The sequence below is a fragment of the Tunicatimonas pelagia genome, from assembly GCF_030506325.1.
GTDB lineage: Bacteria > Bacteroidota > Bacteroidia > Cytophagales > Cyclobacteriaceae > Tunicatimonas > Tunicatimonas pelagia.
Map to the genome: position 1 here is coordinate 4174515 of NZ_CP120683.1, position 20781 is coordinate 4195295.

At 44.5% G+C, this 20781-nt stretch carries 18 protein-coding genes; 10 read left to right on the top strand and 8 right to left on the bottom strand.

The annotated features are described in order from the left end of the window. Nucleotide 1: 1 nt before the first annotated feature. Nucleotides 2–1297 (bottom strand): SWIM zinc finger family protein, encoded by a 1296-nt coding sequence (locus tag P0M28_RS17920; protein WP_302203988.1) that lies wholly within the window; start codon nucleotides 1295–1297, stop codon nucleotides 2–4. Between the two features lie 232 nt (nucleotides 1298–1529). Here P0M28_RS17920 and P0M28_RS17925 point away from each other — a divergent pair, with 232 nt between their 5' ends. Next, nucleotides 1530–3833 carry an NADP-dependent malic enzyme gene (locus P0M28_RS17925; RefSeq protein ID WP_302203990.1) on the top strand — a complete coding sequence of 768 codons (2304 nt, stop codon included), beginning with the start codon at nucleotides 1530–1532 and terminating at the stop codon, nucleotides 3831–3833. A 342-nt stretch (nucleotides 3834–4175) separates the two neighbouring features. On the opposite strand, the gene P0M28_RS17930 is transcribed toward P0M28_RS17925, so the two are convergent. The 5 genes from P0M28_RS17930 to truA form a co-directional block, all read right to left on the bottom strand. Beyond that, the gene (locus tag P0M28_RS17930; RefSeq protein WP_302203992.1) at nucleotides 4176–4541 is read right to left on the bottom strand and encodes a cupredoxin domain-containing protein; all 366 of its coding nucleotides are present in this window, start codon (nucleotides 4539–4541) and stop codon (nucleotides 4176–4178) included. A 50-nt stretch (nucleotides 4542–4591) separates the two neighbouring features. Then, nucleotides 4592–5146, bottom strand: coding sequence for a carboxymuconolactone decarboxylase family protein (locus tag P0M28_RS17935; RefSeq protein ID WP_302203993.1), 555 nt, complete (start codon nucleotides 5144–5146; stop codon nucleotides 4592–4594). A 138-nt stretch (nucleotides 5147–5284) separates the two neighbouring features. Continuing rightward, complete coding sequence (locus P0M28_RS17940) at nucleotides 5285–6124, bottom strand: helix-turn-helix domain-containing protein (RefSeq protein WP_302203994.1); 840 nt, start codon at nucleotides 6122–6124, stop codon at nucleotides 5285–5287. Nucleotides 6125–6222: 98 nt separating this feature from the next. Next, nucleotides 6223–7986: an ABC transporter ATP-binding protein gene (locus P0M28_RS17945; RefSeq protein ID WP_302203995.1), complete on the bottom strand. Its 1764-nt coding sequence runs from the start codon at nucleotides 7984–7986 to the stop codon at nucleotides 6223–6225. 8 nt (nucleotides 7987–7994) lie between these two features. Further along, a complete protein-coding gene (truA, locus tag P0M28_RS17950; protein ID WP_367281874.1) occupies nucleotides 7995–8792 on the bottom strand; it encodes a tRNA pseudouridine(38-40) synthase TruA in 798 nt (265 codons plus the stop codon). A gap of 231 nt (nucleotides 8793–9023) precedes the next feature. Between truA and P0M28_RS17955 the strand changes: the two genes are divergently transcribed. The 7 genes from P0M28_RS17955 to P0M28_RS17985 all read left to right on the top strand — a co-directional run bounded on the left by P0M28_RS17955 (nucleotide 9024) and on the right by P0M28_RS17985 (nucleotide 14759). Beyond that, the gene (locus tag P0M28_RS17955) at nucleotides 9024–10163 is read left to right on the top strand and encodes a Na/Pi symporter (RefSeq protein WP_302203997.1); all 1140 of its coding nucleotides are present in this window, start codon (nucleotides 9024–9026) and stop codon (nucleotides 10161–10163) included. Between the two features lie 118 nt (nucleotides 10164–10281). Then, complete coding sequence (locus P0M28_RS17960) at nucleotides 10282–10608, top strand: hypothetical protein (RefSeq protein ID WP_302203998.1); 327 nt, start codon at nucleotides 10282–10284, stop codon at nucleotides 10606–10608. 18 nt (nucleotides 10609–10626) lie between these two features. Continuing rightward, nucleotides 10627–11388 (top strand): geranylgeranylglyceryl/heptaprenylglyceryl phosphate synthase, encoded by a 762-nt coding sequence (locus P0M28_RS17965; RefSeq protein WP_302203999.1) that lies wholly within the window; start codon nucleotides 10627–10629, stop codon nucleotides 11386–11388. Nucleotides 11389–11567: 179 nt separating this feature from the next. After that, a complete protein-coding gene (locus P0M28_RS17970) occupies nucleotides 11568–12119 on the top strand; it encodes an RNA polymerase sigma factor (RefSeq protein WP_302204000.1) in 552 nt (183 codons plus the stop codon). Next, nucleotides 12116–12904, top strand: a complete 789-nt coding sequence (locus P0M28_RS17975; protein ID WP_302204002.1) for a HEAT repeat domain-containing protein — start codon at nucleotides 12116–12118, stop codon at nucleotides 12902–12904. The genes P0M28_RS17970 and P0M28_RS17975 overlap by 4 nt, the downstream gene beginning before the upstream one ends. Before the next feature lie 29 nt (nucleotides 12905–12933). Further along, nucleotides 12934–13815, top strand: coding sequence for a DUF4097 family beta strand repeat-containing protein (locus tag P0M28_RS17980; RefSeq protein ID WP_302204003.1), 882 nt, complete (start codon nucleotides 12934–12936; stop codon nucleotides 13813–13815). Nucleotides 13816–13916: 101 nt separating this feature from the next. Further along, complete coding sequence (locus P0M28_RS17985) at nucleotides 13917–14759, top strand: DUF4097 family beta strand repeat-containing protein (RefSeq protein ID WP_302204004.1); 843 nt, start codon at nucleotides 13917–13919, stop codon at nucleotides 14757–14759. Between the two features lie 22 nt (nucleotides 14760–14781). Here P0M28_RS17985 and P0M28_RS17990 read toward each other — a convergent pair whose 3' ends face one another. Further along, complete coding sequence (locus tag P0M28_RS17990) at nucleotides 14782–15477, bottom strand: hypothetical protein (RefSeq protein ID WP_302204005.1); 696 nt, start codon at nucleotides 15475–15477, stop codon at nucleotides 14782–14784. 312 nt (nucleotides 15478–15789) lie between these two features. Then, nucleotides 15790–16407: a bifunctional nicotinamidase/pyrazinamidase gene (gene pncA, locus P0M28_RS17995; protein ID WP_302204006.1), complete on the bottom strand. Its 618-nt coding sequence runs from the start codon at nucleotides 16405–16407 to the stop codon at nucleotides 15790–15792. A gap of 135 nt (nucleotides 16408–16542) precedes the next feature. Between pncA and P0M28_RS18000 the strand changes: the two genes are divergently transcribed. Both P0M28_RS18000 and P0M28_RS18005 read left to right on the top strand, forming a co-directional pair. Further along, entirely contained in the window at nucleotides 16543–19761 is a 3219-nt protein-coding gene (locus P0M28_RS18000; RefSeq protein ID WP_302204007.1) for an FG-GAP-like repeat-containing protein, read from the top strand. A gap of 241 nt (nucleotides 19762–20002) precedes the next feature. Beyond that, nucleotides 20003–20521 (top strand): sigma-70 family RNA polymerase sigma factor, encoded by a 519-nt coding sequence (locus P0M28_RS18005; protein WP_302204008.1) that lies wholly within the window; start codon nucleotides 20003–20005, stop codon nucleotides 20519–20521. Nucleotides 20522–20781: the final 260 nt, after the last annotated feature.

Sequence of the window (20781 nt, forward strand, 5' to 3'; positions counted from 1 at the left end):
ATTACAGCAAATGGTATTCTGAGAAAGTCCATACCCCAAGCGGATGCAACACTCGGTTTTCTACGATTCCTGTTACGGTGACAGGCTGACCACCGCTAAGGGCTAGCATTTTCCATCGCCCCTCTTCCGCTACCCGAACTGTCACGGCTTTGCCTGTTGAGTCGGTTAGTAACAACTTTTCTGAAATCCAGTGAGGTGTAACCGCACTCAATATTACCGGAAGTTGATTGGTCTGAAGGTCAAATGAGACTACCTGAGCGTAGCCTGCTTCAAATTCGGCTAAGGTAGCATAACCCGCAGGTTGGCTCATGGGCTGTGTTTGGCGAATCTCCTTTACAATAGCCCGCAAAGGATAGTTACCGGGATAAAAAGTCAACGTAGCTTCTAACTGCGTAGCGGGGAGCAAACTAGTATCACGAGGCTGTCCGGGCGCGATAAACTGAAGAATAAGCGCGTAGCGGTGACTGATTTTTCCCTTGAGCCAGTACCGAATGGTAGTTAGTCGCTCTTCCTGAAATTCCTGTTTACCCAGCACCTGCCAGATGTCTTCTATGCCAACCTGCCGATTCAGCTCATCTTTGGTATACGACCAGCCCAAAGCGGTCTTCACATCTTCCTGTACTCCTGTATCCAACGAATCCCAATACTTAAAGCCTTCGGTGACCAAGTACATTTGGGTTAGGGTTTCCCAAGCCGTGTACTCCCAACCCGCTGCGTGATAGTTAATCTCACCCATTCTTCGGACGAAGTTAGCCAACCCCGGAGCTTGAGCGTCTACCATGCGGGCGGAGGTATTTTTCCAAAACGCCCGATCGCGGGTAGGAAGTGTAGCCAATCCATCGCGTACTAAGTCTTTTAACCAAAGCTGTAGTTCCTCAACTCCGCCCTCAATCTTCTTCATCCGGCTGACGACCCGTTTTTGCCGGGCTTTTTCATCCACCGGTTTCGGATTGGCTTTTCTTTCTTCCCGCTTCTCTCGCTGATTTAGCCAGTCATCTACCCAGTCGGGCGGAGTGGTTTCGGTAAAAGCGTCAGCACTACGGGCCCGAAGCAATAGCAATCCAATAGCGTGTTTGCAGGGAAACTTACGGCTAGGGCAAGAACACTTATAACCAATCTGACGAAGATCAATTCGTACCTGATAGGGTGTACTGCCGCTTCCTTGCACTTCACCCCAAAGACTGGTTTCAGAAGCACCCAACCGGGGCCACTTACTAGGGTTGGCCTGCTTCTTTCCGGCTTTAACCGAAGCGGCATCGGGAGCGAGTTCCAGAATTTGTTCTTCAGTCCATTGCATAAAGTTGCTTGTCGGGATGACAGTTGTTGCTTTCTAGAGATGATAATTAACCATAAAGCAAGATTCGTAATTTCCTGATGAACAGCTAGCTAAAATTGAAAGAGTTCTTACATCGATACTATTTCAAACTTTACGCTGAATCTACCCCGCAAAACCTGATCTTCCCCCGATATAACTAAGGCTTGGCATCTGGGGCGATTTTACTACTTTTGCTGAAACAACATAACTCAGCATGGAAGAACATAAGGTGCAGCAGTTTCGCACCATCAAAATCCGGCGTGAAGATGCCCTAAATTACCATACCCAAGACCAGCCCGGTAAAATTGAAGTCGTTCCCACTAAATTACTAAGTTCTCAAATTGATCTGGCATTGGCCTATTCACCCGGAGTAGCCGAGCCTTGCCGAGAGATTGCTGAACGCCCGGACGATGTTTATAAATATACTGCTAAAGGCAATCTGGTAGGGGTAATCTCTAATGGAACTGCCGTACTAGGTTTAGGTGATATTGGGCCCGAGGCCTCTAAACCCGTGATGGAGGGAAAAGGGGTGCTCTTCAAAAAATTTGCGGGTATCGATGTATTTGATCTGGAAGTGGATGTTAAAGACCCCGATGCCTTTGTTCAGATCGTGAAATCACTAGAACCTACTTTTGGCGGAATCAACTTAGAAGATATTAAAGCCCCGGAGTGCTTTGAGATTGAGCAGCGGCTACGGGAAACGATGAACATCCCGGTGATGCACGACGACCAGCACGGTACGGCGATCATCTCTAGTGCTGCCTTGCTCAATGCGTTGGAATTGGTCGGGAAGAATATCGAGGATATTCAGATTGTGGTGAGTGGAGCGGGAGCCTCAGCGATGGCCTGCATCAAGCTCTACGAGGAACTGGGAGCCCGCCGGGAGAATATTGTGATGTGTGATATTGACGGAGTGCTGTATCAAGGGCGGGAAGACTTGGATGAAATTCGATCATATTTTGCTACCAATCGAAGTGTACGGACGTTAGCCGAAGCTATGCAAGGGGCAGATATGTTTTTAGGGCTTTCTGCCGGAAATATTGTTTCGCCCGAGATGATTAAATCAATGGCAGAACGACCGATTGTCTTCGCTCTGGCAAATCCTGACCCGGAGATTAGCTACGATCTGGCTACCCAAAGCCGAGATGATATTATTATGGCGACCGGACGGTCGGATCATCCTAACCAAGTGAACAACGTTTTGGGTTTTCCTTACATTTTTCGGGGAGCGTTGGATGTGCGGGCGACAGCTATTAACGAAGAAATGAAAATGGCGGCGGTGAAAGCTCTGGCGAAACTAGCGAAAGAACCTACGCCCGAAATTGTCAACAAGGCTTACAGCAGCGATAAAATTATTTTTGGAAAGGAATATCTCATTCCTAAACCGCTTGACCCCCGCCTAATCACCAGTATCTCACCCGCCGTAGCTAAGGCAGCGATGGAAACCGGGGTAGCCCGCACTACCATTGATAACTGGGAGCAATACGATATAGAGCTACAGCAACGTCTGGGGATTGACCAGAAATTGATGTCACAGATTATTTCTAAAGCGAAGAAAGAACCCAAGCGGGTAGTGTTTGCGGAGACTGAGAACGTAAAAATTCTAAAAGCCGCTCAGATTCTTTACGATGAACAGATTGCTATTCCTATTTTGCTCGGAAATCGTCAAAAAATAGAAGCACTGGTTGAAGAGCATCAACTGGAGCTTTCTGCTTGCAAAATTATTGATCCCTACGTAGAGCAAGAACATCGGGAAACATATGGCGATAAGCTGTACGAAAAGCGGAAACGCAAAGGAGTTACCCGGCAAGAAGCCCGTAATGTGATGCGCTCGCGTAATTATTACGGTACCGCAATGGTGGAAAGTGGCGATGCCGATGCCTTCCTCTCCGGTCTTACCAGCGACTACCCGAAAACCGTTCGTCCGGCTTTGCAAGTAATCGGCATGAGTAGCGAAGTGAAACGGGTGGCCGGGATGTACATTGTTCTAAATAAAAAAGGCCCCTTCTTTTTCGCTGATACTACCGTAAACGTAAATCCTACTGTTGAGGAATTAGTGGATATTATTGGGCTGACCGCTTCTTCGGTAAGATCATTTGGTATCACTCCCCGGGTGGCAGTGCTTTCGTATTCTAACTTTGGTTCTAGCAAAGGAGAAGTGCCAGAAAAGACTGCTCGGGCGGTAGCTTTAGCTCAAAAACGCTGGCCTGACCTAATTATTGATGGAGATATTCAAGCAAACACGGCACTCAACGTAGAGTTACAGCAGCAAAGCTACCCGTTTAGCCGACTCGCTGAGCAAGGAGCTAATACCCTGATCTTCCCAGATTTAACTTCCGGAAATATTGCCTACAAACTACTGATGGAAATTGGCAGTGCCGAAGCTATCGGCCCCATTCTACTAGGGATGAATAAACCAGTACATGTACTACAACAAGGTAGTACTGTGCGCGAGATTATCAACATGGTAGCGATTGCCGTAGTAGATGCCCAAGCTCAGCAGACGATTAAGTTGTAAATCGTAGAGTCAACTCACTGTAATGACAGGACTTCTTCATAAAGGACTCGTGCCGATAAAATGTGTATCTTTGCCTGTTCATTTTTGTCTGGGAGACCCCGTCTTGACACAAAAACGAATCGCGCGGCGACCGCCAAAAAAGTCAAGAAAGTTCCAAGCTTCCTCGCACAAAGCTAACGCACACCCCGCTGAACTTTCCAGCCAACGCACTATAGTGACGAGAAATTTTGCACAAATTATTTTCGCAAAAGGTCATGGTGAAAATAGAATAAATAAGCCCTGAACGCTAAGCGTAAGCTCAACACCCAGGGCTTACTTATTAAGCCTTATCTCAAAGAGTTCTTACTCCACAGTCAGAGTGTACTGAGGAGTTGGGTTTAGAGGGCAGAAATATACATATTCCCCTTCTTCTAGAGTCACTTCTTGAGAAGCTGCTGTTTCACCGTTAGTAATGGTTTTGGACAAATAAGCTTCCGGAATGTGATGCTTTTGGTCGGTTTTTCCTTTGGGGGCAATTACGAATCCTACTTCGTGGTCTACTCCACTATTGGTTACTTCAAAAACGTAAGTTTCTCCTGCTTTCAAATTAAGCTCTTGCTGAGTGAACTCACCCGTAGTTTGATCTAGTTTAACTACTTCTTGGGCTTGAAGGCTTTGGCTAAATAATCCTCCAGCTACTAAGGCGAATATGAATAGTACTTTCTTCATTTTTTTATCTTTTGTATAGTTCGAGAATGGGATAAGAATAGGTTAAAATATTAGATGGCGGCAACTGCTTCTAAAACAGGGGCAGCCGGAAAATCTACTGGAACTTGCGTGGCTCCGTGAATGAAGTTACTGATGATTTTATCACCAATTACTACGATCACATCAATTAGGTTGGCTTTGGTATAACCAGCGGCGAAGAAATTATCTAGAGCTTCGGTACTAGGTATGCTTCGGTTAATGGTAATGTCTTTCACAAATTTTGCTAAGGCATCTATTTTCTCGTCAAACGAGGCTTCTCCGCTTCTGATTTCCAAGATTTGCTCATCAGTAAAACCGTTCATTTTTCCTAAAGCAGTGTGGGCAGCTAAGCAGTACCGGCATTCGTTCACTTGAGAAACAACTAGGTTAATTACTTCTCGCTCTTTTGCTTTCAGGGTACTTTTACGGTTTTGAAAAGCTAGATAATCGCCTAGGGCAGTGTCATTGTATGCGTAAGCAGCGTATAAGTTGGGAACAAAGCCTAGGCCTTTTTCTAGTTGATCAAAGATGGCTTGGTTATTTTCTGATACTTGTTCGCGAGTAGGAACTTCAAATGTAACTGACATAATTTTATTTGTTTTAAAAGTGTAAAATCGTTTTGTAAAAATTTTAAATACAATAGGTTTTACGGACGGGTTACCCGTAAGTAATTGACAATTCTTCCCGTTGTATTGGCGATTTTACCTTTATTGAGCAGTGAATCTCTAATTTTGGGTGCTTTTAAACTGCTGCGGGGTTTGACCTACCACTCGTTTGAAGAGGCGATGCAGCGAACCTACATCGTTGAAACCTAGCTCGTGGGCAATTTCTTTAGTGCTCTTACTGGTGTAGAGTAGTTGCCTTTTTGCCTCCAGCACAATTCGCTCGTGGATAATTTGCAGAGGTGATTTTTGCTGGTATTTGGCAAAAAGGTTGGACAGGGTTTTGGGAGATCTAAAGAGCAGATCGGCGTAATCTTGCACCGACCGCTTCTCTTTATAATGTATATCCACCAGCACGTTGAATTTACGGATGGTGTCTCGTTGTCCTTCCGGTAGGTCGGGGTAGGGCGACTGATCTTTGGTTAAGCGAGTGATTTTGATAATCAGTCTTTTCAGCAGTATGCGTAGCATTTCTCCCTGAATGGTGTCTTGGGTTCGGCACTCTTCCAGAAACACGTCGTACAGCATATCAAACTTTTTCTGTTCCTCTTGGCTAATGGTAGTAATAGGAGGTTGCTGATTACCGAAGAAGATAACGCCATTGCAGGACGTTTCGTGGTCGTGGTCATTAATACAGTAAAATTCCCGATTGAAAGTAAACGTGGCCAAGTGGGACGATGAATGAGGAAAATCTAGATGCTGCAAAAAGGTAGTAGTCGTAATCTCGTGGGGCTGAAGCTGGAAATCTATTCCATCGACGTTAAGCGAAACGGGTTGGGCACCTTTGTTCCAATGAATACTGATTAAGCTTGGCTGGTGCTGAAACTGTTCACGCTCATTGGTGTAATCAGTACTTAAGGCAAAAAAAGCCCCAACATCTTTCTCTTGATAAGAATAAACCATGCATCAAAAAAATGATAACCGCCACTGCAACCCTCACTAACTGCTAACAATTAACCTACTTTGTAAACTGGAAGACGCAATCCGTTAGAAATTCGCAACTACAAAACTTCTTTATACTGCATTTTATGAAGCTGAGTATAGTAGCCATTGAGCGTTAGTAACTCATCGTGCGTACCTCGCTCCTTAATTTCTCCGTGATCTAACACCAAAATTTGATCGGCATTCTGAATGGTAGATAAGCGGTGAGCAATAACAATAGCGGTTCGTCCCTTCATTAGTCGGGTAATGGCTTCCTGAATAAGCTCTTCGGTTTCGGTATCTACCGAGGAGGTGGCTTCGTCCAGAATAATAATTTCCGGGTTATACACCATTGCTCGTACAAAGGAAATTAGTTGCCGCTGCCCTACTGATAGGGTTGCTCCGCGCTCTTGTACATTATAGTCAAATCCACCCGGCAAACGCTCGATGAACTTGCGCGCTCCCACCAGTTCAGCCGCTTCAAGTACTTTTTCGTAGCTAATATCGGCATTGCCAAGCGTGATATTCTTCTCAATGGTATCGGAAAACAGAAACACATCCTGAAGCACTACGCCGATGTGGCGACGTAATACACTTAGGTCGTAGTCTTTCACTTCGGTACCATCAATTAGAATTGCACCTCGCTTAATGTCGTAGAACCGGCTTAGCAAGTTGATAATAGAGGATTTGCCCGCTCCGGTAGCTCCCACTAACGCCAGGGTTTCTCCGGGTTTCACCTCAAAATTAATATCCTTTAGCACGTAGTCGCGCTCATTGTAAGCGAACCATACATTTTTGAAGAGTACGTGCCCTTCCAGATGATTTTTAGTCTGATGCCCATTATCATCGATATGTTCGGTATTATCCAGCAAATTGAGAATACGCGACGAACTCACAATGCCTAATTGCAACGTATTAAATCGGTCGGCAATTTGCCGGATAGGCCGGAAAAACATGTTAATGTACATGATAAAAGCAATCAGTACGCCAATGGTTACCTCTTCGTGCAGCACACCGCGTGCGCCGTACCACACCAACAAACCGATACCCGTTGCCTGAATAATTTCGGCCACCGGAAAGTAAATGGAGTAATACATTACCGACCGAAGGTGAGCCTGCTTATGTTCATCATTAATTTCGCGAAAGCGTTCGTATTCCCGTTGTTCGCTACTGAAAATCTGGACGATGCTCATCCCGGTGATGTGCTCTTGCACAAAAGAGTTTAGGTTGGAAACCGCGTTGCGTACTTCATTGAAAGCGACTTTCACCTTTTCTTTAAAAACGTAAGTGCTTAGTATCAATAAAGGTAAGGTGGATAAACTCACTAGGGTTAGTTTCCAGTCGATGTAGAACATCACTCCTAGAATAACCACAATCTGAAGAATATCACCAATAATGGCGGCTACGCCTTGGCTAAAAATATCGGAGAGCGTTTCAATATCGGAGATATTACGGGTAACCAGCCTCCCGATAGGAGTACGATCAAAAAACCGCAGACGCAAACTGAGCAAGTGACGATACAGTTTCACTCGGATGTCTCGTACCACACTTTGCCCAATCCAGCCCGAAAGGTAGGTATGAAGATACTGCACAATTCCCTGCACTACGATTAGCCCAATCAACAAGGTTACCATATTCACCAGTCCCTGATAATCGTCTACCAAAATATAATCGTCAATTGCTTTTTGTACAAAGAAAGGCACCGCCGGAGATAGGAACGCGATCAGTATGGTAAGAAATACCAGTCCGTAAAATCGTCCGATGTAGGGCTGCACGTATCGGAAGATTCGTTTAAGTACTTGGGCGTCGATAATGTCGCCGCTGTTAATCCGCTCTTTGTCCATAGTGTACGTTAATCATTTTGCTGGTAAATCTCAGCCGGATACGTTACTTCGGTCAGAAACAAACCGCAGGCATCTACCGAACGGCCCGCTCGCCGACGGTCGTGACTGGCAATAATATCGGCGAAGTTGGTCAAACTGGTGGTTTGGGTTCCAATATCCAGCATAGTACCAACTATGGCTCGAACCATGCCTCGTAAAAAGCGATTGGCTGAAATGGAGAACACCAATCGATCTTCTTCTAATACGTGCCAATTGGCCCGAAAGATGTGGCAATCGTAAGAAGTATTTTGCGTTTTGCTTTTGCTAAAGCAGGCGTAATTTTGTTTCTTGCGCTCAACCAGCTGTTGGGCAGCTTTGTTCATCAAATCCACATCTATTTTTGTAGGGAATAAATAGCTTAATCCGTTCAGAAACGGATTTTTTTTCTGATGAATAAAGTATTGATAACTACGGCGGGTAGCACTAAAGCGGGCGTGAGTATCATCGGTTACGGCCACTAATTCGGTAATACTAATGTCGTGAGGCAGCACCGCATTAAATTTGCGAAGGTATTCTTCTTCAGCCAACAGTCGGTTGCTGTTAAAATGAGCCACTTGCCCCTGAGCATGTACGCCGGCGTCGGTTCGACCACTCCCTACTGTAGTAATAGGTTCTCGTAAAATCTGCGATAACGCTTGGTTGAGTACCTCCTGCACCGAAAGGGCGTTTTGCTGAATTTGCCACCCGTGATACGCTGCGCCACGGTACTTGATGGTTAAAAAGTAGCGCATCAGGTCAGTTTCAATGTAGGGATCATACAGAGACAAAGATAGTAGATTACGGATTTGTTAAGAACAATCGCCTATCTTGCGAACCATCTAATTTACAAATACTTGTAAATTAGATGGTTATGTATTTTATATTAAATTATAAGATTAACAGTGAATACGGAAATTTAACAATAGTTTCATACTTAACTGACAACATCTTGTTTTTTATATCGCTATTTTTAGGAATTCTGTTGGTTAGGAGAAAGTTACTCGGAAAAAGATATTTTTTTGTCTAAAGAAGTAAGCTCAGTGAGTGTTTTAGAAAAGACACATACAGTTGGTCAGTGGCAGTCGGTAGGAAGATACCTATCGGTGTTAGGGGCAATTATTGTGTTTATGCTTTCTATCAATCTGCTTAGTTATTCATTTCAGGGGTTGCAAGAAGATATTGCTTCCTTGATTCTTTCGGTGACCATGAACCCGTTCATTGGGCTGTTCATCGGGCTACTGCTTACGGCTGTTATCCAGAGTAGCTCCATCACTACCTCAATGGTGGTGGCACTAGTGGGTTCTGGAACGATTAGTCTGTCGGCAGCAGTGCCACTAATTATGGGAGCCAACGTAGGAACTACGCTCACTAGTACCGTAATATCGCTGAGTTTTATTACCAGTAAGCGGGCTTTTCGGAAAGCCATCAGTGCGGGAGTGGTTCACGATATTTACAACATAATACTGGTGATTCTACTTTTTCCGCTGGAGTATTACTACCAAACTCTTTCTCGTACCAGCCTATGGCTAGTCAATACTTTAGGAATAGCCGATCCGGAAGCTACCAGCGAGCTTGTGTATCTTGGTTCTTTTTCTGCTGATAGCGTTGATAATCCTTTTATGAGTGCTCTCGGCAACCATTGGATGGTACTGCTATTGGCGTTCAGTATGCTTTTCTTCTCTATTAAGTATATTTCTAATGTAATTTCGCATTCACTCATCGGCGAGTCTAAAGGTAAGGTGAAGAAGTATATTTTCATTAGTCCTTATAAGTCTTTCCTCTGGGGTGGAACTCTTACGGCTGCGGTGCAGTCTAGCTCCATAACTACCTCACTTATTATCCCTCTGGTAGCAACCAATAAAGTTTCTCTGGGAAAATCATTTCCGTTTATTATTGGTGCTAACATAGGTACTACCATTACTGCTCTGATTGCTTCTTTCTTTGCTACTGAGGTGGCGGTAAGCATTGCGATTGTCCATTTGCTATTCAATTTGTTGGGGGTGCTTCTATTTCTTCCCATTGCCTCGGTTCGCCGTGTTCCAATAGGAGTTGCTGCTCTTTTTGGTCGCCTTACCCTTCGCAATCGCCTGTATGGCTTTTTATATATTATACTGATGTTTTTTATTATTCCGTTTCTCCTGATTTACTTCAACCAGTAGTAATCTGTTCTTTTCTAGTCTGTATCAGATGCAATGGCGAGTCTAGCGAGAAACTCATTGCGAATATGCTCTGGGCTGACTATCTTGAAATTTTTAATCACTTTTTACTTAACCACACATGGCCAAGCATTCTGCCTACGACACTTTTGAAGCTCAAAAAGAAAAAATCCAAGAAATTGTTGAGAAGTTAGCTGCCCAGTTTGACCTGGATGAAGAAGACCTCACCACGGTTAAGGAGTGGGGCGTGGCCTTACTTGTTACTGGCGTATCAATCTACATCATCTACCAGCTAATACAGCGATTACTGGGATCGGATGAAGAGTACGAAGAAGAAGAGGAGGATGTAGCTGACCGTACCTCAGCATTTACCGAGATGCTGAAGAAGCAGGCCACTTTAATTCTTATAGCAGTAGCCCGTAGCCAGATTAAGCGTCTTTTCCGATAACCCTTTCTTTTTACCGGAATGTCGGGTTTGTATCAGGCACTGCTTCACCAGCAACAGCAGAAGAAAAAGTCATTAGCGATTTTTATCGATCCTGACCAACTAAATGAGGTAGCCGATACGCTTCGCCTGATTAGTTTAGGAGCAAAGCATCAGATCGATTATTTTCTGGTAGGTGGTAGCTTAATTACGACGAACAATCTGGGCGAAGCTGTTCGCACCATTAAAGATGAATGTGATATTCCGGTTATTCTCTTTCCCGGTAGCAATCTGTACATAGATTCTAGTGCCGATGCTATTCTACTGCTCTCTATTATCTCGGGGCGCAACCCAGATCTACTCATCGGGCAACACGTAGTAGCCGCCCCAATACTGAAGCGAAGCCCGCTCGAGATTATGGCTACCGGCTACATTCTGGTGAATACCGGGAGCACGGCCTCGGCCACCTATCTTAGCCACACTACGCCAATTCCACACGACAAAGCTTCGGTGGCTGCTTGCACGGCAATGGCCGGCGAGATGCTCGGGCTAAAACTTATCTACTTAGATGCTGGAACCGAAGCCGAACGGGCCATCGACCCCAAAATGATTAGTGCCGTTCGGAAGTCAGTAGGCGTTCCCCTGATTGTTGGTGGTGGCATCAATAATCGCTACCAAGCAAGCCGGGCTTACGAGGCTGGTGCTGATATGCTAGTAGTTGGCGGGGTAGAACGTACTGCCGAAACAGTATTACCCGAAATAGCTGAGGTAGTTCAGCAGTTGAATAAGGGAAAATCGAAATAACTCGATGGTTCAATAGTTCAATTGCTGAATGTCAAATAGCGGGGAGTGGGGTGACTGCGATTACTACTCCCTGCCCCAAGCTCCCAGCTCCTCGCCAACTATTTATATTTCAAAAAAAATCCTCCTTTCTGTAACCTTTCTATTTTTCCGAGGTTTCCCCGTCCAAAAAGCTACCAAACTTGGATTCTTACTCTGACAATGCCCTGATGCTGAAAGTAAAAGCAGGACAGCGTGATGCGATGGGACTACTCTTCGAGCGTTACCACCGCCGCCTTTTCGGCTACTACTGCCAACTTTCGCAGGAGGCTGAATTGAGTGAGGATTTGGTACAAAACACCTTTTACCGCATGTTAAAGTACGCTCATACCTACCAAGGAGAAGGAGAAGGAGAAGGAGAATTTATTACCTGGATGTTTCATCTAGCGCGTAATGTGTGGGCCGATCATTATAAAAAACAGCAGCGTTTGCCGACCGAAGAGATAAATCAAGCAGTGCCACTTTCAATAGCCGAAGAAACTGAAACGGAAGGCCAACTCACGCAACTTCGGCGAGCAATTCAGTACCTCAAACCCGAACGTAAGGAGGTACTATTGTTGAGTCGTTATCAGGGTTTACGCTACCAAGAAATTGCCCAACTACTTAACTGCTCAGAAGCCAATGTGAAGGTACGGGTGTTCCGAGCCATTCAGGATTTACGCCAGATTTTTCGCCAACTGGAACAGCAACTATGAAAGAAGAACACACACTATTAATTATGGATTATCTGGAAGGCCATTGGAATGACCAGAAAGAGGCCAAGCTCCAGCAGTTACTGGCCAGTGGGGAAATCAGCCAGGAAGAATTGTCCGATTGGCAAATGCTCTACGAAGAAAGTCCGCAGCTACCTACTCCGGCTCCATCTAGTCAGCTACGAGAAAACTTTTACAGTATGCTTGGTAGTTGGGAGCAAGCCCAAACGCCCAGTTGGTGGCAACGCTTGCTTCAATCATTTAACACTTCCATTCGGGTATCTCAGTTAGTTACGGCGATTTTGCTACTGTTGGTTGGCGTAGCGGTGGGTTTTTGGCTGAGCCCCGTTCAACGTTATGAATCGCAGATTGGGCAATTATCTTCCGAAGTACAGCAAATGCGCGAAGCGATGGTACTTACTTTACTAGAGCAACCTTCAGCCATGCAACGCCTCAAGGCAGTAAGCATTAGCACCGACCTATCTTCTTCTACCGAAAAAATTCATCATGCCTTGCTCCGCACCCTGAACGAAGATGCACAAGTCAACGTCCGGTTGGCGGCATTGGAAGCACTGTTACCCTATGCGCACAATTCACTGGTCAGGCAAGGATTAGTGCAATCTATTGCTCAGCAAAATGACCCGCTGATACAAATTGCCTTAGCCCAAGCAATGGTTCAGCTACAGGAAAAACAAGCGGTAGCTCCCCTGAAAGACCTATTGGAAAAAGAAAGTTTAAACCAGGATGTTCAGCAAACCATTGAGCAGAGCCTAGAAATACTAATCTAATTATTCATTCTAACATTCACTCTCCACCCATGAAACTCATAACCTTTCTTGCTATTATCATCAGTTCATTAGTCGGAAAAACTGCTCCGCCCTCTCACCAAGAGACAATTACTCGCAGTTTGCAATTCTCAGAGACTTCTGCTGATAATGAACTGTGGCTAAGAAATATTCAGGGGGATGTTACCGTGATTGGCTACCAGGGCGAAACCGTGGAAATCAGCGCGGAAAAAACGATTGAAGCCCGCACCCAAGAACGGGTACAACTGGGGGTTGAAGAAATTCAACTTACTGCGAAGCTGGATAGTAACATTATGCTGGTGTATATGGATGCCCCTTTCATAGATGCCCAACGTAAAGGCAATCATTTTCATTACCGTACTGACCATCATCACGGTGATTGGAATCAGCCTAAATACAACTACCGCATGGATTTTACGGTACGAATTCCCAAAACGCTTATCCTTAAGGTTTCTACCATTAACGAAGGGACGGTAACTATCGAAAACGTACAGTCCCCGCGCATTGAGGCTCGTAACGTGAATGGGCCTATTCAGGCGACCGATATTAGCGGACAGACTTCGGCAGTTACGGTAAATGGCGACGTAGACATTTCTTTCGCAAAAGCTCCGGCCGAAGACAGCCACTTTAAAACCATTAATGGAGACATTACCCTGCTAATGCCGGAGAGTTTATCGGCTGACATATCCTTCAAAAGTATGAACGGAGAATTTTACACCAACTTCGAGCAGATTGATTATCTGCCGGCTGAAGTTTCTTCTGACAGGAGGAAAGGAAGCAAACGCACTACGTATCGGATTGACCGCTCTACCAAAATACGCATCGGCCAGGGTGGCCCTACCGTAGAAACCGAAACTCTCAACGGCGAAGTATACCTAAAGAGTAATGAATAGTGATTAATGACTGATGAATAATGAGCAACATAAAATTGACAAAGGACAGGTTAGCAATCGACAATCAGCAATTGAACCATCAACAATTCAACAATAAAATCATGAACGTTTTGCCCCAACTATCTAATGATATAATGAAACTTATTCGCATCATTTTAATTACGCTCATCGTCTACCTGATTGCCTTCGGAATGGCGAAAGCCCAGGATGAACTGCTCGCTATTCCCCTAAGTAATCCTGGGCAACCTGGTGAGCTTCGGGTAGAGCTAGTGCGAGGTTCTATCACTATTCGCGGATACGATGGTGAGGAGGTTGTGGTGCAAACCGCTCCCACTGAAAGCAACTACGTAGATGATAACCAAGGTCGAGATGGTTTGCGTAAAATCAGTAGCGGAGGCAATATTTCAATGGAAGCCATTGAAGAAGATAACCGGGTTACGGTACGCTCTCGGGCTCCGGAAAGTTCTTTTGATTTTGATATTCAAGTACCGCGCAACTTCTCAATTAAAGCGAAGGCAGTGAATGAAGGTATGATATTTATTGAAAATATTGACGGGGAGGTAGAAGCAACCAATATCAACGATGATGTAGAGCTTCAGAATATTGCTGGTTCAGCCGTAGTAAATACGGTGAATGGAGAGATAACCGTCGTTTTTGACGAAGTAACACCCGATACGCCCATGTCATTTACCACGCTGAACGGTGATATTGAAGTGACTTTTCCTACTTCTACGGCCATGTTGGCCAAAATGAAAACACTGAATGGAGAAATCTTTACCGATTTTGATATGGATGTAAAAGCCAATAACAAGCGAGAAGCATCTAACGATGGTGGTATCTACCGGGTGAAAGTTGATAAGGAGATTATGGGAACCGTAAACGGTGGTGGCCCCGAAATTTACTTCAAGAGCCACAACGGCGATATTATCATTCGGAAAAAGTAAAAAAGAACATACTGTAACGAGATCATTCCGAGCAAAGTCGTTCGGTTAGGTCTTCGTACTTTTTCACCACAGCAATATAGTCTTCCAGTGTTTCAAACTGAAGATTGTTAGCCCGAATAAACTTTCTGAGTTCTTTCCGTTGATCTTCTAAGGCATCCAAGTCAAAATCATGAGCCTGGCGATTCTCTATATCAACCAAAAACCAGCGATAATCCATAATAAACTTAGTGGCTGAGGCTGCATTGGTTCGGTAAGCGTGGGCGTAGCTCATGTTAACGTACTCAAAACTTCGGGAAACTGTTCCTCCTGGCCCTGGTACATAATTTGTGACTTCGGCTACCATTGATCGGCTGCCCAGTATGGCGTAAAAGCAATCTTCGTACAACAACTCAGCAAACATAGGCCGATTATTGATAAGTGGAAGCGTGTAGTACGTGTGGTCAGTGTAGGTATCATGATTGTAAAAAGAAAAACTTTCTATATCGTGAACAGTAAGAATGCGGGTCAAGTCGCCATCCGCAATTTTTACTAACCCTTCGGGAACCAACGGACTGTAGGATAGTCGGCACAAAATGGTTTTTCCGTTCCAGAAGGTTACTTCCCCATCGTACCACTCATCTACCACTTCGTTAAGATGTTCTATGTCTTTAACCCGGAACCGTTTAGCAACAGCAAGTTTATCTTGACTGTAGAGAGGAACGATAGTGATTACCGTCAAAACTAATGTTAAATGTGCTTTGAGAAGCTTCTTTAAAACGTATAATCTAGCAATCCTCTCTTCCATACCGAATACAAACTATTTCTGCTCGGTAAAGGTAGGTTAATATAGTTTTATTAAATATTTAAAAAGTGCAAATAAATTACGAATTATATAATTCATTGCTTTCTTGATAAATTGCTGTAATGAGGTTCTGCGGAAGGAAGAAGTTCGAGGAGGACAGGTAGTAGTAGAAAAACAAAAATTAAGGAAGGAACTCGAGGACAGACTCGTACCAATTTCATTCCAAACTTTAGCCTTCGCCTCTTCAGTTCAACTCAGTTTTTCTTCAGCCGAAACAATTTTTATTCCAGCCGCTGTCATTTCTTCCAGTGCCTTGTCAAAGTCCTGCGGTTGAAGGTTAACTGCCCGAGTTCCGTCCCGCACTACGGTCGTATCAAAACCTAATTCTTTCGCATCCAAGGCGGTAAACTTTACGCAGTAATCGGTCGCTAGCCCCACAATCACTACTCTATTTACTCCTTTTTCCTTCAAATAATCTCCCAAACCCGTTGCTTTTCGGTGACCATTATCATAGAAGCCGCTGTAGCTATCAATCTCTGGATCAGTTCCTTTGGGAAAAATCTTTGCTACTCGTTCCATCTGCAGGCTATCCGCAAATTCAGCTCCCGCCGTCCCTTGCACACAGTGGTTGGGCCACAGCACCTGATTTAAACCATTCAACTGAATAACATCACCAATCTGCTTCCCCGAGTGATTAGCAGCAAAACTCAGATGATTGGCCGGATGAAAATCTTGAGTAGCTACTACCAAGTCAAGGTGTAATTGTAGCTGGTTAGCCACCGAAATTACCGCATCGCCGTCGGCTACTGCCAAAGCCCCACCGGGTAAAAAATCGTGCTGAATATCAACTAAAATTAATGCTTCCATTAGGAATTAAAAGTCAAATAACCGAAAAATGAATATTGCAGAAGATATTACACCTGTGGGCAAAAGCCAACTATTGCCTTAAAAAAATAAAGCTTTCCGGCTACCTTGCTTCGTCTTAATGATGGTGCGCCACTTATGAGAAAGTTTCTATTTACATTTATTTTTTCACTGTGTACGGCGGTATTGCTGGCGCAAGCCCCGGTTATTACCCAACTGGATAAAACCCGAGGAACAGTATTCGAGGTGGTAACTATTCAGGGAAGTGGGTTTGGTACTGATACAGCGAACGTAGACGTGTTTTTCGGTGGGGTTTTAGCCGATTCTATCGCTCCGATCAGTTCGGGAGTACCCATGTTGGATACTGAAATTCAGGTACTGGTTCCACCGGGAGCTACCACCAGCAGTGTATCCGTTACCCGCACTGATACCCGACTGACGGCTTATTCGCCCGAAGTATTTTATATCAGCTACGACGGCGGAACCTTCGATAGAAATTTTATGGATGGCCCTTACAAATACGCTACTTCCGGTAACAATCTGTACAATTTGTGCTTCTGCGATTTTAACCAGGACGGCCTTAACGATATTGCTACTAGCGATCTTGATAGTGAGGAAATTACGGTTCTTCAGAATACGACCCCCAATATTGATACAGTGACTTTCACCCCAGTAGAGTTAGATATAGAAGCCAGAACTCGCTGGCTGCGCTGCGGTGACCTAAACGGTGATGGCCTGCCCGAACTAGTATTTGCGGCTTCTAATGATAATGCTGAGGGAGGTAACTTAGCGTACGTCTACCAAAATACTAGTACTGGCGGAGTAATATCGTTTGATCTGGCTGATCCAATTAGACTTCCCATTGAGGGAAACCTAGCGGCTCGTATGGTGATTCGCGATATTGACATGGATGGAAAACCAGATATTACAGTAGCTGATATTTCGGCCGATGGGGGTGTCTCGGTTTTTCTAAATAACAGCACTGGTTCAACAATTAGCTTTGTATCTACCCCGAGCCTTCCGTTTGCTGTGTTTGGCATTAGCAGTACCGAACTAAGCGGTATTGCAGTAGAAGACTTTAGTGGTGATGGTATTCCTGATATTGCGGTGAGCGAAGATGAGAATAGTGGCATCTACGTTATTACCAATATTAGTACACCAAGTTCGCTCGGGTTTGGCGCACTTACCGAATTAACGGCTTCGGGACGAACGACTAACCTGAAAGCTGGTGACCTGGACAACGATGGATTGATTGATCTGGTAGTCGTTAATGACTCGTACGTAGGAGCATTGCGGAATACTTCGCAAAATGGGGTAGTTAGCTTTGCCAGTCCAGTACGTTTTGACCAAACTAATTTGGGAAGAGAAGGATTAGAACTAGTAGATATAGATGGAAACGGTTTGCTCGATATAGCCGTAGCTGCTCAAAACCGAAATTGGATCGTTCTTTTACTGAACAAGAGTACGCTAGGCTCACTTGATTTTAACACTAAGCAGGTATTGCTAGCCGACGAAAACTCACTCAGTGTGCGGGGTGGCGACCTGAACGGCGACGGGAAGCCGGATTTGGCCTACACCGAAACGGCAACGGATCAGATCGCTATTCAGCTTAACCGTAATTGTATCACTCCGGTGCTAGAACCGCAGGGTGGCTTAGGAGTTTGCGATCAATTACCTTATCAGCTTTCGGTAACCAAAGCTATCGGAGCTGAGTACGTTTGGGAAAGCTCAGGTGATGGAACCAGTTTTACTCCGATGGCGGAAGCGACTGATTCTACTTTTACCTTTACTACCAGCAACGAGATATTCTACCGGGTGAGAGTATCTTCTACTAATAAAACCTTCGTTTGCTCGCCTACCGCATCTAATCAGGTGGAGGTTGTCCGTCCCGATGGTTTCGTGCCTTCTAAGCCAACCATTGTTAATAAAAATCCGGCTGAGCCGGTATGCTTTGGTGAAAGTATATCGTTGCAAGCCGAAACTGTCAATGCCGAGTATTTCTGGACTGGGCCTAATGATTTCAGCTCTAATGATCCAAACCCCGTTATTCCTGATGCTGATAAAACCAAAGAAGGTGTTTACGTGCTTTATGTACAGGCTAGTGAAGAAAATGGCGGATGCGTTAGCGATACGGCTACCACTTTTGTAAAGGTTAGTGAACCTGAAGCAATTACCGCCACTGCCGGGCAAGTTCCGGTTTTCTTTGAAGGAAGCAATGTACAGCTTACCGTAAACCCAGTAGATGGTCAGACCTTTGGATGGAGGCGTAACGACGAAACCATTGCGGATGCCAACGAGCTATCTTTCACTACCAACAGCGAAGGCACTTACGTAGCCGTAACGCAAAATGCTGAAGGATGCTTACGGGAAAGTAATCCAATAGAAGTGGCCTTCGCCCGGCCTGAGATTTCGGCTGAACTCTGCCTCAATGAAGCCGGGCAGTTTGTTATTAGTCCTGATAGTCTGAATGGCCAAGAAATTTGGTATCGCTGGATTTTCGAAGGAAATACTGAAGAGGGAGATACGGTTTCGTATCAGTTTACTAATGCCGGAACCCAGACAGTAGCCATAGAAATTTTGAGCGGTGACGGCGCAGTCCGGGATCGCTACGAACAAACGATGGAAGTATTAGAGATTCCTAATTTAGCAGTGCAGGCGGCCAGTAACCCAAACCTGTGCCCCAATGCCAATGTAGTACTAGAAGCCAACGAAGGTTTTGCTACCTATCTGTGGAACACCCAATCAACCGAGCGCAGTATTACGGTAAGCCAGCCCGGAACCTACATCCTGACGGTTACTGCCGAAAACGGATGTAATGATTTTGAAGAATTCACGGTAGAAGAGGCTGATAATCCGGTGGGTGAAATCACGGCCTCAACGGATCGGATTGCCCTGGGAGATACTTTACAGTTACAAGCGTTGGGTGGAGATACTTATCAATGGGAAAGTGATATTTCTCTGAGCGATAGCACCATTGCTAATCCGTTAGTACGCCCGTTGGTTACCACTACTTACATCTGCGTGATTATTAACGAAGCAGGCTGTGCCGATTCGGTAGAATTTACCGTAATGGTTGATCGCCAGCTAGATGTTGTTCCCGAACGAGCCTTCACTCCCAACAACGATGGCAACAATGATACTTGGTACATCGAGAAGATGGAGCTCTATCCCGATTGTCGTTTAACCCTGTTTAATCGGCAGGGCATCAAATTGTACGAACAAGAAAACTACAGTAACCTTCAGCCTTGGGATGGAACTGCCAACGGAACCCTTGTGCCCCCTGGTGTCTATTTTTATTTGATTAATTGCGGTGAAGAAGCAGGTACCCAAACCGGTAGCGTCACGATTATTCGTTAGTTAGCAATCGAATAAAAAATCAAAAAAAATGTATCTTTTACAGCGTTTACTGGTCTACTTATTGAACCATTAAACTTTAGATTATGAATAATTGTGAATGTACCAACTGTGAATGTACTAAATGCAATTGTCAAAATTGCGCGAAAGGTAATTGCTCTTGCTCTAAATGTGAATGCAACAAGTGCAAATGCTGTTAATTTAGATAAAGGCTAGTTTAAGTACTAGCCTTTAATTTTTGACTATGGAAACGCAAGACGTATGGAACAGTTTTAATGACGAACTTTACTTTTTTCTTCTTAAGAAAGTTAAAGATACAGATGTAGCCAACGATATCTTTCAAAGTACCTTCTTGAAAATCCATAAAAATCTGCCCAAGCTTAAAGAAGAGGAAAAAGTAAAAGCGTGGATTTTTCAAATTGCCCGCAACGAGATAGCAAATTACTTTAATGCCGAGGCTATTTACGTAGATAATTCGGCTACGAACGAAGAAACTCCTTTACAAGAATATCAATTTGTATGTTGTTTTGATAAACTGATCAATGACCTACCCGAAATTTACCAAGAGGTTATTAACATGGTTTACATCAAGGGGCATAAACAAAAAGATGTGGCAAACGAATTGGGAATAAGTCTTGAAAACACAAAAGCAAGAATTAGAAGAGCAAAGGATATACTAAAGGAAAAATTCCAAGAATGCTGTAAATATGAGCTTGATAAGAAAGGTAAGTTAACCGGAGAATCTAATTGCTCAATCTGTTGAAGAGAGAAACACACACCCGCCAATAAAGCAAAAACGGACTATCTGTTTATACGAACCGTTAGAAGTATCAATACTGTGCGCGTTCAACGTGTAGTAGGTTCTGTTGCTTACCCCTTGAGCGCACGGCAGATTTGCTGTACATTACTTTTTTCTATTTTTGCATCGTTTGCGTGGCATCTATCCACTGTGGATGGACGCGGCCATTGTGGCAATGGCGACAACCCAGCTCATATTTCAACTTTACAACCAACCCTTTTCAC

Bases quoted from the DNA above. Each gene is read 5' to 3' on its own strand.
- P0M28_RS17920 (WP_302203988.1), bottom strand. From the start codon at position 1,297: ATGCAATGGACTGAAGAACAAATTCTGGAACTCGCTCCCGATGCCGCT.
- P0M28_RS17925 (WP_302203990.1), top strand. From the start codon at position 1,530: ATGGAAGAACATAAGGTGCAGCAGTTTCGCACCATCAAAATCCGGCGT.
- P0M28_RS17930 (WP_302203992.1), bottom strand. From the start codon at position 4,541: ATGAAGAAAGTACTATTCATATTCGCCTTAGTAGCTGGAGGATTATTT.
- P0M28_RS17935 (WP_302203993.1), bottom strand. From the start codon at position 5,146: ATGTCAGTTACATTTGAAGTTCCTACTCGCGAACAAGTATCAGAAAAT.
- P0M28_RS17940 (WP_302203994.1), bottom strand. From the start codon at position 6,124: ATGGTTTATTCTTATCAAGAGAAAGATGTTGGGGCTTTTTTTGCCTTA.
- P0M28_RS17945 (WP_302203995.1), bottom strand. From the start codon at position 7,986: ATGGACAAAGAGCGGATTAACAGCGGCGACATTATCGACGCCCAAGTA.
- P0M28_RS17960 (WP_302203998.1), top strand. From the start codon at position 10,282: ATGGCCAAGCATTCTGCCTACGACACTTTTGAAGCTCAAAAAGAAAAA.
- P0M28_RS17965 (WP_302203999.1), top strand. From the start codon at position 10,627: ATGTCGGGTTTGTATCAGGCACTGCTTCACCAGCAACAGCAGAAGAAA.
- P0M28_RS17975 (WP_302204002.1), top strand. From the start codon at position 12,116: ATGAAAGAAGAACACACACTATTAATTATGGATTATCTGGAAGGCCAT.
- P0M28_RS17980 (WP_302204003.1), top strand. From the start codon at position 12,934: ATGAAACTCATAACCTTTCTTGCTATTATCATCAGTTCATTAGTCGGA.
- P0M28_RS17985 (WP_302204004.1), top strand. From the start codon at position 13,917: ATGAACGTTTTGCCCCAACTATCTAATGATATAATGAAACTTATTCGC.
- pncA (WP_302204006.1), bottom strand. From the start codon at position 16,407: ATGGAAGCATTAATTTTAGTTGATATTCAGCACGATTTTTTACCCGGT.
- P0M28_RS18000 (WP_302204007.1), top strand. From the start codon at position 16,543: ATGAGAAAGTTTCTATTTACATTTATTTTTTCACTGTGTACGGCGGTA.
- P0M28_RS18005 (WP_302204008.1), top strand. From the start codon at position 20,003: ATGGAAACGCAAGACGTATGGAACAGTTTTAATGACGAACTTTACTTT.